The 18,793-nt window shown below is 59.6% G+C and carries 7 protein-coding genes; 4 read left to right on the top strand and 3 right to left on the bottom strand.

The window, feature by feature from the left end; genetic code table 11:
• Positions 1-32 precede the first annotated feature (32 nt).
• Positions 33-2,183 carry an ergothioneine biosynthesis protein EgtB gene (egtB, locus tag CFII64_RS00395; protein WP_020288755.1) on the bottom strand — a complete coding sequence of 717 codons (2,151 nt, stop codon included), beginning with the start codon at positions 2,181-2,183 and terminating at the stop codon, positions 33-35.
• 374 nt (positions 2,184-2,557) lie between these two features.
• Between egtB and CFII64_RS00400 the strand changes: the two genes are divergently transcribed.
• From CFII64_RS00400 to CFII64_RS00415, 4 genes are all read left to right on the top strand, one after another.
• A complete protein-coding gene (locus CFII64_RS00400; RefSeq protein ID WP_020288756.1) occupies positions 2,558-4,237 on the top strand; it encodes an MFS transporter in 1,680 nt (559 codons plus the stop codon).
• Positions 4,234-5,400, top strand: coding sequence for an HlyD family secretion protein (locus CFII64_RS00405; RefSeq protein ID WP_020288757.1), 1,167 nt, complete (start codon positions 4,234-4,236; stop codon positions 5,398-5,400). Before CFII64_RS00400 ends, CFII64_RS00405 begins: the two co-directional genes overlap by 4 nt.
• Positions 5,401-5,552: 152 nt before the next feature.
• Positions 5,553-6,650: an enoyl-CoA hydratase/isomerase family protein gene (locus tag CFII64_RS00410; RefSeq protein WP_020288758.1), complete on the top strand. Its 1,098-nt coding sequence runs from the start codon at positions 5,553-5,555 to the stop codon at positions 6,648-6,650.
• 3 nt (positions 6,651-6,653) lie between these two features.
• Positions 6,654-7,805 (top strand): acyl-CoA dehydrogenase family protein, encoded by a 1,152-nt coding sequence (locus CFII64_RS00415; RefSeq protein ID WP_020288759.1) that lies wholly within the window; start codon positions 6,654-6,656, stop codon positions 7,803-7,805.
• Positions 7,806-8,125: 320 nt separating this feature from the next.
• Here CFII64_RS00415 and CFII64_RS00420 read toward each other — a convergent pair whose 3' ends face one another.
• Positions 8,126-13,339 carry a dermonecrotic toxin domain-containing protein gene (locus CFII64_RS00420; protein ID WP_020288760.1) on the bottom strand — a complete coding sequence of 1,738 codons (5,214 nt, stop codon included), beginning with the start codon at positions 13,337-13,339 and terminating at the stop codon, positions 8,126-8,128.
• A gap of 159 nt (positions 13,340-13,498) precedes the next feature.
• A complete protein-coding gene (locus CFII64_RS00425) occupies positions 13,499-18,703 on the bottom strand; it encodes a dermonecrotic toxin domain-containing protein (protein ID WP_020288761.1) in 5,205 nt (1,734 codons plus the stop codon).
• Between the last annotated feature and the right edge of the window lie 90 nt (positions 18,704-18,793).

The raw sequence follows: 18,793 nt of genomic DNA on the forward strand, positions 1-18,793 counted from the left end.
TTATCACGCCGGCTTTTGTTTGCCCGATCAGCTCACGCCTTCAAATTGAACAACGCCACCTGCGGCGCCTCGCTGAGCCATTGTTCACTCACGGTCCAGCCCGCTTGCTCGGCCAGGGCGGTGAACGCCTCGACGGTGAACTTGTGGGAGTTTTCGGTGTGCAGACGCTCGCCGGGGCTGAAGTGGAAAGCCTGGCCAGCGACTGTCGCGGTTTGCTCGACGCGGCTGACCAGATGCATTTCCATGCGCTGCTCTTGATCATTCCAGAGGGCCAGATGATCGAATGCGTCAACCCGGAACGTACCCTCCAGTTCGCGGTTGATACGGGTCAGCAGATTCTTGTTGAAGCGTGCGGTAACACCTTGAGCGTCGTCATAGGCCGCGACCAGCGTGGCGGCATCCTTGACCAGATCGACACCGACGATGAAATGGGCGTTTTCACCCAACAGCGTCCGGGCCGCGCGCAGGAATTTCACCGCTTGCTCCGGGGTAAAGTTGCCGATGGTCGAACCGGGGAAGAAACCGACCCGGGTCAAGCCGTCCGCAGCGCGGGGCAGTTTCATGGCGCGGGTGAAGTCATCGATTTGCGGCGCCACGGTCAGGTGCGGGTATTTCTGTTGAAGCTGCTGCGCCGCCTTATTGAGTGCATTGGCGCTGATATCGATCGGCACGTAGACCGCGATGTGCGGCGCAGCGTCCAGCAATAAACAGGTCTTCTCGCTGGCGCCGCTGCCGAATTCCACCAACGCCGCGCCCTGGGGAATTGACGCCGCCACTTGGGTCGCGACATCGGTCAACAGGCGGGTTTCAGCGCGGGTCGGGTAATACTCGGCGGTATGGCAAATAGCTTCGAACAACTCTGAACCGGCTGCATCGTAGAAATACTTCGGCGAGAGGTTTTTCGCGGGCGAGGACAGCCCGGCGATGACGTCCCGGGCGAATTCGCTGTCATGGGGATTGACCACTCCCGGCTGACGGCTGTCACGGGCCAGGCGCAGGCCGGACACGACCCAGCGCTTTTCCGGATGAAAGAAGTTTCGGTACGTGGCCCGTGAATGGTTGGGCGAAGTGACGCTGGCGCCACCGCGCAGAACCATCTGGCTGATCATGAACTTGCCATTGTATTCCCCCACGGCGCTGGCAGCCGGACGGAATCCGGGATAAGCGCTGTAGGCACTTTGCGTCCACTGCCAGGCAACATCATCGACTTGCTCCAGCAGCCCGGCGATTGCGGCGGCCTCCCATTCGGCTTCGGTGGGCAAGCGCGCGTCGGCCCAATGGGCATAGGCGGCCGCTTCGTAGTAACTGATATGGGTCACCGGCGCATCGCGCTCAATGGCTTCCAGCCCGCGCAAACTCATGCGCCGCCAGCCATGTGTTTCGTCGTGCTGCCAATAGAGCGGCGCGTCCCAGGCGTTTTCCTGCACCACGGTCCAGCCTTCCGACAGCCACAGGCCGGCCTGGCTGTAGCCGCCCGCTTTCATGAACGCCAGCCATTCGCCGTTGGTCACCAGACGATCGCAGATTTCGAAAGACTGCAGGTACGTGGTGTGGCGCGGGCCTTCGTTATCGAAGGCGAACTGGGTACCCTGATGGCCGATTTCGGTCAGGCCGCCCTTGAGCGGCTTGTACTGACCGCGCCGCCCGCCAGCATCCCTGGGCCAGCCGGGATCGTAGGCCGGCTTGAGTGACGAAGTGCTGAACAAATGCAGGATGTCCATCAACAGCAACTCCTGATGCTGTTCTTCATGGGCCAGGCCCAGTTCGATCAGGCTGTTGAGTTCTTCCGGCAAGGCGCTTTGCAGCAGCGTGTTCATGTGCTGATCGACATAATCGCGGTAAGCCAGTACCTGATCGATGCCGGGCCGGGTCATCAACCCCCGCTGCGGGCGCGGGTGGCGCGGGCCGACGGCTTCGTAATAGGAATTGAAGAGATAGCCGAACGTCGGATCGAACGCCGAATACCCTGAAAGGTTCTCGCTGAGCAGAAAGGTCTCGAAAAACCAGGTCGTGTGCGCCATGTGCCATTTTGCCGGGCTGGCGTCTGGCATCGACTGCACCACCATGTCTTCGGCGCTGAGCGGCGCCGCCAGACTTTGGGTGCGGCTGCGTACGCTTTGATAGCGCTTGAGCAGTTCGTTGGCGACCGGGGTCTGGCGTGGCTCGCGTGAGGGGCTGATCATCGGTGTTCATCTCCGGCGTGGCCGCGACCTGTTTGTTCAGGCAAGTGCGGCGTCGAGCGTTTCTGTTCTTATGAGCGGCGGCAGGGAGTTTGAGGTGCGATGCGCGCGGAATGTTCAAACCGTATATCCGAACGGGGAAGTGGCTCAAAGGGAACGTTTATAAGCACTGCGGATCGGAACACACAATCATTTGAATACTTTCCGCTTTAGACGGGCTTAATCTAGGTGCCGACTTGCACACAGGATCCGTAGGACCGGCTTTAGCCGGGAGGGCGCAGGGTCTGACGACGCAATTGCTGAAAATGTACCAGCTTCCTCCCGGCTAAAGCCGGTCCTATGTGCTGCGCTCACCTCCCACAAGGCTGTGCCGATTCATGAGCAATAAGTACGCGCCCCGTGACTGGGCGCCCCACGAGCGCCCTACTCTGCCCGGTTCGCCGTCCACGCCGCTGCATTCGACCGGCAAGCGCTGGGCATTTGCGCTGGTGGGCGTGATCGTCGCGCTGACCGGCGGCTTGGGTAACGCGCTGGTGGTTGCCAACCTGCCCTATCTGCAAGGCTCGCTGGCGGCGACGACCGCCGAGATTGCCTGGCTGCCCGCTGCCTACGTCATGACCAATGTGTCGATGAACCTGCTGCTGGTGAAGTTTCGTCAGCAGTTCGGCCTGCGGGCATTTACTGAAGTGTTTCTGGTGCTGTATGCCTTGGTGACCTTCGGCCATCTGTTCGTCAATGACATCAACTCGGCGATTGCCGTCAGGGCCGCACACGGCATGGTCGGCGCAGCACTTTCCACGCTGGGCCTGTATTACATGATCCAGGCATTTCCGACCCAGTGGAGATTGAAAGCCCTGGTGCTGGGGCTCGGCGTGGCGCAGCTGGCAGTACCGATGGCACGGCTGGTTTCGGAAGATCTGCTGCAAATCGCCGAGTGGCGCGGTTTGTACCTGTTCGAGCTGGGCATGGCCCTGCTGTCACTGGGCTGCGTACTGCTGTTGAAGCTACCGCCGGGTGATCGTTTCAAGGCGTTCGAAAAACTCGACTTCCTCACGTTTGCCCTGCTCTCCACCGGCTTCGCCCTGCTCTGCGCCGTGCTTTCCCTGGGGCGCATCGACTGGTGGCTGGAGCAAACCTGGATCGGCGTTGCATCTGCGGCCTCTATTGCGCTGATCATGGCGGGCCTGGCCATCGAGCATAATCGCCGCAATCCGTTGCTGATCACCCGCTGGCTGGGCAGCGGCAGAATCCTGCGCCTGGCGCTGGCGGTCATTCTGTTTCGCGTGGTGCTGTCAGAGCAATCCATTGGCGCGGTAGGTTTTCTGCAAGCCTTGAACATGGGTTCCGAACAGCTGCACACGCTCTACGCGGTGATGCTGCTCGGCAGCGTCGCCGGCCTGGCGGTCAGCGCCTGGACGATCAACCCGGCGCATCTGTTCACGCCGCTGATCATTTCCCTGGCGATGATGGCGACCGGCGCGTGGATGGACAGCGGCGCCACCAACCTGACCCGTCAATCGAACATGTACGTCAGCCAGTTCCTGCTGGCGTTCGGCGGAACCTTCTTCCTCGGGCCGACGTTGGTGCTGGGCGTCAGCGGGGTGATCGCCAATCCGCGCAACATGGTGAGTTTTTCCGTGCTGTTCGGCATTACCCAGAATGTCGGCGGTCTGATCGGTTCCGCAGCGCTGGGCACGTTCCAGATCGTGCGGGAGAAATTCCACTCAAGCATCCTCGTGGAGCATCTGACCCTGATCAATCCTCAGGTGCAGTCGCGCCTGCAAAGCTCTGCGGCCAGCTATGCTGGCGCTATCGCCGATCCCTCGGCGCGCACCCACCAGGGCATTCGCGCCATGGCGACCGCCGCCACCCGGGAAGCCAACATACTGGCCTATAACGATGTGTTCATGCTCATCGCCGTGGTTGCCGTGTTGACCATGATCTGGATCTCGATACGCGGGATCTGGCTGAAAATGACGACCCAACCGATTACACCTGCGTCGACGACGCCGGTGGCTTCGACTTCCGTAACTTCCAGTGGCGCCACCTCTTCATGACCGAACCGACCTCGCCGACGCCCGCCAACCCGGCCCCCGCGTCGTCCGCACCGCCCCCTCCAGCGCCGGCCCCCGCGACCAGCCAGCCGCGCTCGTTGCGTACCCGCGTTGTCTCCTCGATTATTTTCGGCGGCGTTGCCCTGATCGGCATCCTGATTGTGCTGTACGCCTGGCAACTGCCGCCATTCGGCAGTCCGATAGAAAGCACCGAGAATGCGCTGGTGCGCGGCCAGACCACGATCATCAGCCCGCAGCTGAGCGGCTACGTCTACGAAGTGCCGGTCCAGGATTTCCAGTTCGTCAAGCAAGGTGACTTGCTGGTGCGACTCGATGACCGAATCTATCGTCAGCATCTGGATCAGGCGGTCGCGCAACTGGGCATCCAGAAAGCCGCCCTCGCCAATAACCTGCAACAGCGGCGCAGCGCCGAAGCAACGATCATGCAACGCAAGGCGGCGCTGGAAAGCAGCATCGCGCAAGGTCGCAAGGCCTCGGCGGACCTGCGTCGCAGCCAGGCGCTGGTCACCGATGGGTCGATATCGAAAAGCGAACTGGATGTGGCCCGGGCCGCCGACGCTCAGGCGACCGCCGCCACCGCCGAAGCCCGAGCGGTGCTGGAGATCGCCAAGGAAGACCTGCAAACCGTGATCGTCAATCGCGGTTCGCTGGAGGCTTCGGTGGCCAACGCCGAAGCCGCCATTGAACTGGCACGCATCGACCTGACCAATACGCGCATCCTCGCCCCCCGGGATGGGCAGCTCGGGCAGATCGGCGTGCGCCTGGGCGCTTACGTGAACTCCGGCGCGCAATTGATGGCACTGGTGCCGAACCGGCTGTGGATCATTGCCAACATGAAGGAAACCCAGATGGCCGCTGTCCGTCTCGGTCAGCCGGTGACGTTCAGTGTCGACGCCCTGAATCACCAGAAAATGAACGGTCGCGTGCAACGCATCGCCCCCGCCACCGGTTCGGAGTTCAGCCTGCTGCCGGCGGACAATGCCACGGGTAACTTCGTCAAGATTGCCCAGCGGATTCCAGTGCGCATCATCGTCGAGCCCGATCAGCCACTTGCCGAGCATCTGCGACCGGGCATGTCAGTGGTGGTCAGCATCGACACCAGCCGCGATGGTGAAATACCACCCGATCCGGGCACCGAAGACTGATACCCGCTATGGTCCCATGCATGAATGCCTTGGCGTTTTGCAGGAATGCCGATTGTGCTCTGCAAATTTGCACTGGTAGCATCGGCGGTCGCTGCTCTGACCGCCCGGGCTAAAATCCGGACCCAAAACAACAATGAACAGGGAGTTTGCAGATGACTGTACAGGTTGTAACCGGCGTATCTGACCCGCAGGATTTCCCTCAAGACACCGTGCTGGCCGAGGTCCGCAACCATATCGGGCACCTGACCCTCAATCGCCCGGCCGGCCTCAACGCCATTGACCTGAACATGGTGCGCGGCCTGCAACGTCAGCTTGACAGCTGGGCCGAAGACGATTCGGTGTACGCCGTGGTCCTGCGTGGCGCTGGTGACAAGGCGTTCTGTGCCGGTGGCGACATTCGCTCGCTGTATGACAGTTTCAAAAACGGTCAGACCTTGCATCAGGACTTCTTCGTTGAGGAGTACGCCCTGGACCTGACCCTTCACCATTACCCAAAACCGGTGCTCGCGCTGATGGACGGCTTCGTCCTGGGCGGCGGCATGGGCCTGGTGCAAGGCGCTGATCTGCGGGTGGTGACTGAACGCAGCCGGTTGGGTATGCCGGAAGTGGCAATCGGTTATTTCCCGGACGTGGGCGGCAGTCATTTCCTGTCGCGAATCCCTGGCGCACTGGGTACTTATCTGGGCGTCACGGGCGTTCAAATCGCTGCCGCCGACGCGCTGTATTGCGGCCTGGCCGACTGGTATCTGCACAGCGATGCGCTTGCCGAACTGGATCAACTGCTCGACCAGATGCCATGGCGCACCAGCGCGCTGAAGGATCTGCAGGGCGTCATGGCCGGACTGGCAAGCCAGGTTCTGGCTGATCCGCCGCTGGAGAAGCTGCGGCCGACCATCGACCACTTTTTCGCGCTGCCCGATATCCCGAGCATCATCGAACAACTGCGTGAAGTGACCGTCGCTGACAGCCACTCATGGGCCTTGTCCACGGCAACGCTGATGGAAACGCGCTCGCCGCTGGCCATGGCCGTGACCCTGGAAATGTTGCGCCGTGGCCGGTATCTGTCGCTGGAAAAGTGTTTTGCCATGGAGCTGCACCTGGATCGCCAATGGTTTGAACGGGGCGATCTCATCGAAGGCGTCCGCGCCCTGATTATTGATAAAGACAAGAAGCCACAATGGAATCCGCCCAGCGTGCAGGCCTTGAAGGCCGAGCAGGTACACGGATTCTTCAACGGCCAGGAGAACTGAGTCATGCACGATATTGAACTGAGTGAAGAACAAGTGATGATCCGCGACATGGCGCGCGAATTTGCCCGCAATGAAATCGCGCCCCATGCCCAGGCCTGGGAAAAAGCCGGCTGGATCGACGACGCGCTGGTCACCAAATTGGGCGACCTCGGCCTGCTGGGCATGGTGGTCCCGGAAGAATGGGGCGGCACCTATATCGATTACGTGGCCTACGCCCTGGCCGTGGAGGAAATCTCTGCGGGCGATGCGGCCACCGGCACCCTGATGAGCGTGCACAGTTCGGTGGGCTGCGGCCCGGTTCTCAACTACGGCAGCGAAGAACAGAAACACACCTGGCTGGCGAAGCTGGCCAGTGGTCGCGCCATCGGCTGCTTCTGTTTGACCGAACCTCATGCCGGGTCCGAAGCCCATAACCTGCGCACCCGTGCGGAGTTGCGCGACGGCCAATGGATTCTCAACGGCGCCAAGCAGTTCGTCAGTAACGGCAAGCGCGCACAGCTGGCTATCGTTTTCGCCGTGACCGATCCGGAGCTGGGCAAGAAAGGCTTGTCGGCGTTTCTGGTGCCCACTGACACCCCCGGTTTTGTAGTGGATCGCACTGAGCACAAAATGGGCATCCGTGCTTCCGATACCTGCGCGGTGACCCTGAGTGACTGCCGAATCCCCGCTGCCAACCTGCTTGGCGAGCGCGGCAAGGGCCTGGCCATCGCGTTGTCGAACCTGGAAGGTGGCCGCATCGGTATCGCCGCCCAGGCGTTGGGAATTGCGCGCGCCGCGTTCGAAGCTGCGCTGGAATATGCCCGGGAACGCGTGCAATTCGACAAGCCGATCATCGAGCACCAGAGCGTGTCCAACATGCTCGCCGACATGCACACCCGCATCAACGCCACACGGTTATTGATCCTGCATGCGGCGCGGCTGCGCAGCGCAGGCAAACCCTGCCTGTCGGAAGCGTCCCAGGCCAAGCTGTTCGCCTCGGAAATGGCCGAATGGGTTTGCTCAAAAGCGATCCAGATTCACGGCGGCTACGGTTATCTGGAAGATTACCCGGTAGAGCGTTATTACCGGGATGCGCGGATAACCCAGATTTATGAAGGATCGAGTGAAATCCAGCGCCTGGTGATCGCGCGGGAGCTCAAGCATTATCTGGTTTAAAGCGGATCCGGCATTGTCCCCGAAGGCTACCTCAGCCCCGGTAGGAGGGGACTTGTCCCCGATGGCGGCGGATTGGCCAGCATCATTCAGCTGATCCAGTCCGGCGTCTGCGCCTACGCTTCCCGGACAAGTCCGGTCCTACCCTGGATCTGGTCGCACCGGGCTTACCCCAATGCCTACCGCCGCCCCGGTAGGAGGGGACTTGTCCCCGAAGCGTCAGTTTGGCCAGCATCATTCAGCTGATCCAACCCAGTGTCTGCGCCTACGCTTCCCGGACAAGTCCGGTCCTACCGAGGCTCGTCGCTCCCCGTTGGCAGCATTCAAGTCGTGGGAGCGTTGAACCGCTCGCGGCCCAGCAAGGTAACCAGCAAGGTAATCGAGTCGGCATTGCTCAATATGATGTCGCCACGTCTGTCCGCATCGGCATAAAACACATCCCGAGCCTCTTCCAGCGTTTCTTTCCCGGTAATGGTCAGAATTGTGAGCCTGGCGTCTCCGTCACTGGTCATAAGATCGCGGGGGAGTTCATCGCTGGTGGTGTCCTTGAACAAATCCTCCCGAGCCGTCATGTAGGAAAGACAGTGCTGTTGATAATGCTCATAGCGTCGCTTCAGGCCCCGATAATAATCACCACCGTCGTAAATCAAATCCAGATACGGCGCTGAGGACTCCACATAGGCAATGTCGTGGCTGTTATTGGCGATATGCGACAGCTCGTGAAGCAGTATGGTGGTTCGAAAATGCGCAGCAATGTTGAAGCCGTTCTGGCCGATGACCGGGGGTTTGAGGCGGTAGACAGGGTTGCGAAAAAAACGCTCGGTCAGAAAAATTCGTTTGCGCGCATCCGAACTAAAGGTGAACGCACTGGATTCCTGCACACCCAGCTTGTTGGTCCCCACGACAATTCGCTCGGAGGAGAATGGCGAGAGTGACTGATCCAGCAGTACTTCCTGCAGCTCGGTGATCCGTTTAATGATCGAGGCAATCAATCGTTCGCTGGGCGTTTTAACGCCAAAGAATGCGCTCACCAGTTGACTGGCCCGCACCGAGATCAGCCCGGTAGCCGGCTCTGACTGCAAATTTTCGCGGGCAACGCCGAGAAAATTCCGGGCCCCCAGATGAGCTTCGCCTATCCGCCTTGCTCGATCCGGGAACAAACGACGAATCTCCGACATACCCCGGGCTTCGACAATCAACATCTGATCCACATGATAATCAAAGGTGAAATTGCTCAGGCGGGTCTGAATACTGCCCCCGCCCCTGAGTCCGCCTTCGAGATCAAGCGTCCATCGCTGATTCTCGTCGGACCGGACCGGCGGCCCAAGGATGTCGTCTTTGACGATGCGGTAACCTGCCTGAGTGAATCTGACCTGGTAGACCTTGCCGCCTACAGCAGCAAACTCGTCATGGGTCCGGCTATTGCGATACAGACCAAAAAGGTTTTCCTTCTCCAGTTCGCTCAAGGAAACGTTGTCTGCTTCCAACAACCGGAGCCGGTTACGCAAATCGGGAGTCAGCCCACTGTTGCCCCAGGAAAAATCCAGCCGCAACAAAGCTCGCTCCTCAACGGAGGGTTCCTGGACCGTAGTTGACCTGCTTGCTTCCGGATCCTCTCGCCACGAAATCAATGTGGCGATAGCCGTTGAGAACTCAGACAGCGCCTTGCCCCATTGACGTGCGCCAAGGTCCTGAGCAGTGGCCGTCAGCCAGGAGTGGCTTTGCCAGGCCCGGACCAGCAATCCAAGTCGCCCAGGCAACAAGGCCAGGGTCTGTTCGCCGCCCAGGCTCAACAGAAACCGGTTCCCTTGCTGGTTGAACTGCGCCGTGGTGACGCTCGCCGTCCTCGCAGCCAGCATCAGCACCGACTTCATGCCTTCGAATAAATAGCTCAGGGCGTTGCTGCGCACCGGCTCGATCAGGATATGAGGCGCTGCTGGCGGGAATAATGGCACCTCCATGAATGCCTCGGTACTCCAGGGCAGATGCGGCTCGATGAACCCGCCGTTGTCGTAGATTCGACGCACTCGCGGATCGAGATGCTCAAGGATAATTGACTGCAGGCTTCGAGAGCCCTGGATGGCCGCCCATAACGCAGCCTCGTTGGCGTACTCCACAAACTGCACGCGGTCGGCCAGCATCGAATACAGAATCCAGGGGCCCTTCGTGGAATCCTGGGCAGTGATCAAGTACAGACCTGTCACCACATCCGGTGCGCGGCCCGGTTCGGCGACCAGCTGCAGCGGACTCAATACAACCTGCTCACCGTCCACCGGCAACCGGGCCAGTCCATCGGGCATAAGCAGGATGCTACGGACATAGCCCAGCGCCTTTTCGGAAAACAGCTTTTGCAGCTTGAGCTCAAAAGCCCCAAGCATCAGCCACGGAGGCATGCATTCGCCGAACAACCGGACTCGCCGGGCATGCTCGGGATCATGCACATTCAACTTCTCGGCCAGCAGCACCTGAAAACCGGCCCCGACGTCGAGATCACGCACCAGATCCCTGACGTAATTGGCATCGGGCAAAGACGTCGCAAGATAACCGTCCTGCACGGCAGTGCTTAGCGTTACGTCCTGCGCGCCGCCAAAGCGGTTGATGGCAAATTGCGTGAGCGTTTGCGTGTTTGTCTGGGTCGCTGCCGCCACCGAGGACGGAATTTCTCCGGGCAGTGACGGCGCGCCGACATAATGGGTCAGCCGGACCAGAATTTTGTCCGGGTCAAGCGACTGACCGGCGAAGTCTTTTTTCAGACGAGCAAGTATGAGATCCCGAGCATGCTGCTCCAGACTCGGGATGTCGAACAGGAAGTCGTGTTCAGGGTCCTGGGTGATGTAGGCCCTGAGCAGCAGCTCGCTGAGGGCTTCAAGGTCCTGGGTGCTGGCATCGTTAACCCATTGCGGTACTGATGCCTGGAACAGCGCGACTTCAAGAGTGTACGACAGGAAATCTACGATCTCACGCACGTTGTCTTCGGTATTTGCCGTACTGATGAGTTTCTCCAGCAGTGCAGCATCGACCTTCCAGCGTATGGCATTGTCGCAAGCGGCTTCGACTTCCTCGATTTGGCGTTCCTGCTCGACGCCCTGAAGGTGCTCGATAAAATCTTCATCGACACGTTCCAGACTGACCCTGACTGACTGGGCCTGGCGCAAATAAGCGTCGATGCGTTCAATTGCCGGTGAGCTGAAGCAAGCCAGCCACTGCGGTTTTGTTGCCGGATCGGCCAACTTCCCGTTGATGAACGCCTGCAGGTCAGCGTGTGTCTGACATTCCTGCAGGCCGGTGTTCAGGGAGCACAACAGAAATTTGCCTTCCCGAACCAGGGGCTGGCGCAGGACAAACACACCGCTCATGGGTTCGGCACGAAAGTGCGGCGGATAGACGACATGGAGCGCATACACCTCGGTCACGGAATCGCCAAAATGAGCACGCAGGCTCAAGCTCGGCCGATCCAGCACCTGCCCGAGCATGGCCAGGGATTGGGCATTGAATTTGCCAAATTGCTCTTCCATTCGCCACGCAAGACGTAACAGGCTGCTACGAATGCCCCTGCTCACCTTTGCGGGTAGGGTCTGCGTGTTCAGTTGACGCAGTTGTCGACTGTGCGAGCGCCGGGCCTGCCAGGTAAGTGCCTGGCGGAAACCAGCATCGGCCAGATCAAGGATGTGCTCCAGCATTCTGGCGGCGGGTGTTGCCCGCGCACGCCGGTCTGCTGCTTCAAGGACTTGGCTGAACACCCGTGAGCCGTCCGGAATTGGCGTCGGGACGTGGCCGGTTATTCTTTCCAGCAGCAGATCCACCAGCTTCATTGAAGCTGAACCAGGCATTTCGACCCAAAGCGTACTGGCGTCGATTGTCACCTCATTGAAAATCGACAGATAGTGATTCAGAACTCGTCGTGCACAATCGAAGGCGCCAGGATGAAGGTCAGCGGTACGGTCGACCTCCTGTTTAACCCAACCTAGGTATTGCTGCCAGGTACGCAACGCTGCGTCCTTGCTGTCACCGGCAGGTATGAAGGCGCTGGCGTGCCCGGAGATTTCTGGCCAGGCCTGTTCAAAGGCCAGCGATTGCTCGCGCCAGCGGCCTGATCCACCCAACGAAACGAGGCCTGGGTTGAGCAACGGACGGATATCCAGGGCATCGTCGACGATGACTGCGGCCTGGTTGACTCGGTCGCAAGGCAAGTCGATAGCGTGAGCGAGATTGCGTTTTTGCAAGGCAATGATTGAATCCATCAGCTCGCTGAACAGCGGCCGATCAAGTGCGTCCTGACGCAAGCGTAACTTGCCGGGTGCGGTGAGCAACCGATGATCGTTCAGCGATGAGCATTCAAGTAATTCGGCGCGGCCGGCCGTCGAGGTGAAATGTTCGATGAGCGCAGCGATACCCGCAAAACGGCGCAGCCCATGCTTTGCGCAATACAGCAGCACCCCAGGCAGTTGCATGGCTGCCAGGTCAACGAGGAAGATGCCGGCAAGCTTCACCGGTTCCCCGCCAGCCACCGATACCGATAGCCTTGTCGGCGCAAGGCGTCTTTCACTGGCAACCGCGTTGGACACCGGATGCAATCTGCGTAGCAGACCGCCCTCGTAGCTGGAAACCTCACCAGCCCAGTTGGCAGTCAGCAGCCGGTGGTGAAAGGTATCCGCCAAAAACCGGGCTGCAAGGTCGCGCCGGGTACCGCCGCCGACGACCGCTTCGGACCAGAAACTGTCCAGCAGCTCTTCATAACAACCCTTCGTCGCGGCCCGAACGCCAGCAAGCGCAGTCTCGAAAGGCTGCGCCTGAACAGAGTCAAGCACCCGCCCTGTCTCGCCGAGAAAGCGTCTCTGCAATTCACGGTCAGGCGCCCCCGCGACACGCTCATCCATTGCCGCCTCGGCCAGGGTTTGCGTACCCATCACTACCGGGCTCACGTCAGCCTCAGCCGAGCCCGGTGCCCCAACCCGAACCACCTGCAATAGATGCGTGAATACATTTAACGTCGTCTCAGGCAGCGCCCGCTCCAGTGTTTCCTGAAAAGCGCGGCCCACCGCTGTTTGCAGTGACGGCAAGAGCATCAGGTGATCGGCCATAACAGCCAACCCCTGCCCGTGCTGGCGGAGAATCGAGCGCATGCGCCGCTCGAACGGATCACCTTCGACCCATTCATACTCCCATGCCGACGTGACGGCCGGTGTGATTCTGAAACGAGTGTCGAGCGCTTGCAGCAGATGCTGGCGGCTGGCAAACATCTCCAGTCCGTCGAGCAGGGTATGCAGAAAAACCGGCCCATCAGTGCGCGCGTGATCAGTAAGCAGCGCCGCACCGGCCAGTTCAGCCGTAGGCCAGGCGCCGCTATCAACGACAATCTCGTCGACTCGGGGAGCATCAACGACGTTTTGACCGGCTTGCACTGGATCCGCCAGCCGGCCAAGCCATTGATGTTGCTCTGCGGTGATCTGCGCCCGAGCCAGCGCGTTGTCCAAATCCGCAACATAGCGCGTGCGCAGTGCATCGCTGGAAAAATAGGGGATAGATGCCAGTGGCATGACAGCGTCCTTGTTCAAAGAACCTGCGCGCAGTCAGCGCAAAGTCCTGGAGAAAAAAACAAGGAGCTTATCCGTGGCCTTGGGCAGTCATTCCATACATAAAGCTGCGCGCCGTGGCCCGTTGCCGCCGTTCAGCAAAGTAACGCCCGCAGCGCTCTTTCAAGTGAAACGTCGGCGGCCCAGGGTCATGATCAACAAGGCAACCGAATCAGCGTTATTGAGGATAACCTGGCTGCGCTTCCCGGCATCATTGAGAAATACCGTGCGCGCCTGCTCCAGCGTCGGCTGCCCGGTTACTCGCAGCACGGCCTCTTTCCCCTCGCCGTCCCAGTCATTGAGATCACGCCAAACTGTCTTGTCGTACCTGACAAACAGATGTTCAGGGGCGGCTTTGTGGGACAGGGTACGGGTCTGGATGAACTCAAGATCCGCATTAAACGTATCCTCGGGCGAATCAGGCTCGGCCAGCAAATCGCGAAACGGTGCGCCGGATTCGACATAGGCGATGTCATGGGTATCGTTGACCAGATGGGATAACTCATGGAGAAACGAGGCGGCTCGATAATGCGCCCCAACGTTGAAACCGCCCTGCCCCGGCTGCACAGGCTTGAGTCGAAAGGGCGGCGTTTCAAAGAAGCGCTCGGTCAGGTAGATACGTTTCTGCGGATCATTTTTCAAAACAAACGCCAGAGTGGCCTCGGCGCCAGGCTTATTGGTCCCGGTGATGTAGCGGGTGGACGAGAACGGGGAAAGCGACGGATCACAAATGCCCAGGTAAAGATCCGTCACCATTGTGTGTATCGCTGCGATCAACTCGGGGCTGGGGCTTTGCACGCCAAAGAAATCCAGCAGCACCTGTCGGGCCTCCACCGCCAGGTTGCCGTCAGGACCTACGGGAGCCAGGTTGAAAAGACAATCTTCGGCATACCGGCTAGCCTGTCGGCGACTCTCATCGATCAGCAACGCCCGGTTTCTGTAGAGGCGGCGGATGTCCTTGATCCCCCGGGCTTCGATGGCAATGACTTCTTCTGCAGCGACGTCGGTACGCAGTGTTCTGAAACGTGTCACCAGACCGCCACCGCCGCGCAGGCCCCAGTCAATATCAAGCTCCCACTGCTCGCGAGGGTTTAGCTTGATCCTCGGTCCGACGCCCGTCTTCCCGACAATAAACCACCGGCCCGAGGCGGACTCCACCTGATAAACCTGGCCTGCGACCGCCGCATAACGCTTGCCGCTGACAGGATGCTGGTACAGATTGAACAGCAGGTCTTTTTGCAGATCCCCCAACACGACGTCGTGCGCTTCGAACGCTCGCAAGCGAGCCCGGAGCTCTGGCGTCAGCTGGGAGTTACGCCACGTGAACTCTGGAGCCGCCGGTTGGTTGCTGGTCGGTTCACTTGCAGGGTTGTCCTCGGTCAGGCCCTCCTCCAGCGTGTGCCGCGACGAGACCAGCATGCCCAATGCCGCAGAAAATTCAGAGACCGCCTTGCCCCAATTGCGCGCGTAGACAGCCTCCACTGACTCTTTGAACAGCGATTGGCTCTGCCAGGCGGCGATCATGAAGCCAATCTTGCCAGGCACGAACGACAAAACCTGATCGGCCGCGAGGGACATCAGATGGACAAATGAGCGCCAGTCGGCCTGAGCCGTGGTCACCGACTGCTTCTTGCTGATGTCTTTAATACTCCAGACCGTTTCATCGAACAGGAACCGCAGCACGTTACCTTCGTGCGGCACATCCGCCAGTCCGACCGAACTTCTGCGGTAGAACGGGACATCGTAAAAGCTCTCCGTACTGAACGGAATGTGCGCCTCGATAAAGCCGCCGTTGTCATAACGGCTGCGCAACTGCGGACTGACGCGGCTCAGCACCAGTTCCTGTAGCGTCGATGCTTGCCGTAAATCCGCCAGGAAGGCGGCTTGATCCGCATACTCCTTGATCAGATAAAGCTCGCTGAACAGCGCATGCAGGATAACCGGCCCCTGAGTGATATCTCGAGGGCCGATCAGAAACATTCCGGCCGCAGCATCCGCGTGCATATCCGCTGCCGGGATCAACTGCAGTGGCCGCAAGGTGATGTCCTGCCCGTGGGCGGGCTGTCGGGCGAGGCTGTCCGGCATGTCCAACAGGTTTTCCAGATAGTCATAAGCAGTCTGGCTCAGTTGGTTTTGCAACTTCATCTGGAGCGCGGTCAGAAGCATTCGAGACGGCGCCTGAGCGATGTAGCGCTGACGACGCAGCGGGAAATCCTTATGGCTCTCGTTCAGCGTGTCTTCGAGTAGCGCCTGATAGTGCATGCCGATATCGAGTTCCCGAACCAGCGTCTGAAAATAGCTGGCGGTCAACCGGTCTGAGGGCTGCATATCGTCCGGCAGGACCACAGAAACCGTCGCGTCCTGGATGTCGACGAAATGATTCAGCGCGTATTCGGTAAGGGTTTCGCGGTTGACGATTGTCGCGGCGGGCAGTGAAGACGGCGTTTCACCCAGCGCCACCAGCCCAGGCACATATCGGGTCACCGTGATCAGGATGCGATCCGGGTCGAGTTGATACTCCGGGACTTCCGTTTTCAGCCTTGCAAGCAGCGACTCGCGAGCGAACGCGCGGAGTACGGGTATGCCGGCGAGGAAGTCTTCTGCCGGGTCGATATTGAGAGCATACCGTCGCAGCATTTGACCAAAGGCAAGCCTGTCGGTGTCTTTCGCGTCCCTCAGCCAGGCAGGCAGTTGTGCCAGAAAGCGCACCATCTGCATGTCGATCATCGCCAGATCAAGCGCCGGCAGCCGCCAATGATCCGCCTGTATCCGGCGCAGGAAGCTGATCAGTACCGCAGCGGGCATCCGACATTTCTTCGCAATTTGCCAGCCTTGTCTGACATCGCATTGCTGGCGATAACATCCGCCTCGTTGCAAGGCCGAAAACAAATCCTCCTCAATGGGCCTGAGTGTCAAGCTTAGCCGTGGCTTGGAAGGTCGTTGCAGACAGGTTCGAAGCAGCGCCTGGTCTGGCTCGGCAAATAATCCAAGCCAGTGCTCCCGGGTCGCAGGTCTGGCCAGTCTGGCATTCAGGCCTTTTTCAATGCGCGTGGCGGCAGTTGATTTTTGCAGTCCACCCAGAGCTGACCAGAACACCACGCCATCCTCGGGACGTGACGGCCGTCGCAACAAGAACGCGTCAGACATTGCGAGGGCGGGCAATGCCGGGTCGTACTGCAGAGACACTGCACAGATTTGCGTCTCGAAGTCGCCGAACTGATCACGCAACGCGCGCTCAGGAAAACTCAGGACCTGCCGCACCATTGCCAATAGCTGCTGACTGAAACCGCCTCGACGCTCGACAACCTCGCAACTGAGGCTCAATAGGTGCCAAAGGATCCCGTGCGACATCGCGCCGGTATCAAACTGCCTGTCAGCCTTGCGAACGGGCTGAATATGAGACCGACCGAGTTGCTGTAGATAACCCTCGACAAAGTCTGTCTCGATGCGGCTCAGCATATGGTTGAGGATCGCGGGGCGTAAACGATCCAATGAACCCGACTGGCCTTGGGCCGGCTCGAAAAACGCCACACAGTTGTCGGGCAACGGCGCCAGCCTGTGCCCGCTCAATCGTTCCAGCAACAGGTCGGTCAGCTTGAAACGCTGGGCGGGTTCCCATTGCACCCGGACGTTCGCGGCATCCACAGGCGCCGCGAGCACCACGGCCAGATAATTGTTCAAGGCCTGACGAATGCAGACTTCGATATCAGGATCAAGATCAGCCAGCAACTGCGCCTGGCTCTCCAGCGAACTCAACTGTTCAAACCAGGTAGCGGCTACCGAAACGGGAGAAAGTGTGGCGAGGTTTGGGACTGTATTTGTGGGAAAGATCGACGGCCACTTGTCGAAGAAAGCAGAATCGTCGTCGGACCATCGTCCGCCAGTGTCGGCATGCAGCAATCGACAGTCGATTAAGCGACGTATATCCAGCGCATCGTCGATCATCGCCCCGGCTTCGTTGATATCCCGCAAAGATTTGCTCAGAACAAATTCCAGATTCCGCTGCTGCAAAGCCAGAACTGCGTCGACTCGTTCGTCTGCGAAGGCGTGTTCCAGCGGGTAAGCCTGCAGGCGCAACGGGCCGTTGTCGGGCAGCCAGGCAAGATCGTCCAGCGACAGATAATGCTTGAGCTCATCGCGACCCGCTTCGGTGGAGAAATGATCGTTGACCGCCTGCATCGTGGAGAAACGACGCAGGCCTTTGAGCGGTGAGTAAAGCATGAGCTCCGGCGGACCTTCGGCACTGAAGTCAACCAGCAGCGGGCTGACCAACTTCAGCGATGACTGGTGAACACCGACAACGCAGAGCCTTTGCACCAGAGTGCTATCGTCAGCTTCGGAGCGCTTGGCACTCGGCTGCAGCAGCGCCGCCAGGAACCCAAATTCTTCAAGACTCAGCGAACCGTCCTGGCGTTGTGCCAATAGGTGCTGGCGCAAGGTTTCAGCCAGCGCCGCAGAGACACGCTCCCTGAGGGTCAAACCTTCAAATCGCGTCTCGCGCACAACGTTGTTGAGCAAGCATTCGTAGCTGTCTTTCAGATGAGTCGCGGCATCTGTCAGCGCCTTTTCATAATGCGCGGCGCGGGTCGCATCAACCCGCTGGCCGCTGGAATCAAGAAACGCCCTGCTCTGTCCGGCAGGCAAGGTGTTTGCGGTCAGCGCTTGCGTCATCGCGTCCAGCAGACTGTGCACGTAGACAACAGTGCTGCTTGAGTCATCGTTGGTGCCGTGCGTCCCCGTTTCAATCACCTGCACCCGCGTGCGGGTCATTGCGCTGCTCGACATCCCGCTAAACGCGCTGGCGAGCTGTTGTGCCAACACGTGCCGCATGGCAGTGCGCAAACAGGGCAGCTGCTGCAGGTGGCGAGTCAATGATCCAAGGTGATCCGCCTGTTGCTCAATGATTCTCAACATTCGCTGGTTGAACAACATGTCATCGACCAGCTGATACTCATACGCAGGCCGCGTATTGGCCAGGACGGGACACAATTGAGCCAGGCGACTCTGCAACTGCGTGCGATTGTCGAATCGCTCAAGGCCATACATCAAAGTACTGAGGTACACGCGCTGATCATTGCCGGACCTGTGACTGATCAGCAATGCGCCGGTCATCTCGGCCGTTGTCGGCAAACCGTCATCGGTTGCCAGGTGATCCAGGCGCGGGAAATCCAGGACCGCCGACTCCACCACGGGCCGGCGGAACAACCTCTCCAGCCAGAGGTGCTCCTCAACATCGATATATTCGTTGCCGAAGGCATCCGCAACATCGCGAGCAAGTCGCTCCCTCAGCGGAGCGGGATGGAAATAAGGCGAAGTTGAAGCTGACATGATAAGTCTCCTTGTCTGACGCCAGCCGGTGCCATCCATGACGAGGCACAAGCTGAAACAAAGGAGCTTATCGGCGGGACTCAGGTGGGC

The sequence above is a fragment of the Pseudomonas sp. CFII64 genome (genome assembly GCF_000416235.1).
Taxonomy (GTDB): domain Bacteria; phylum Pseudomonadota; class Gammaproteobacteria; order Pseudomonadales; family Pseudomonadaceae; genus Aquipseudomonas.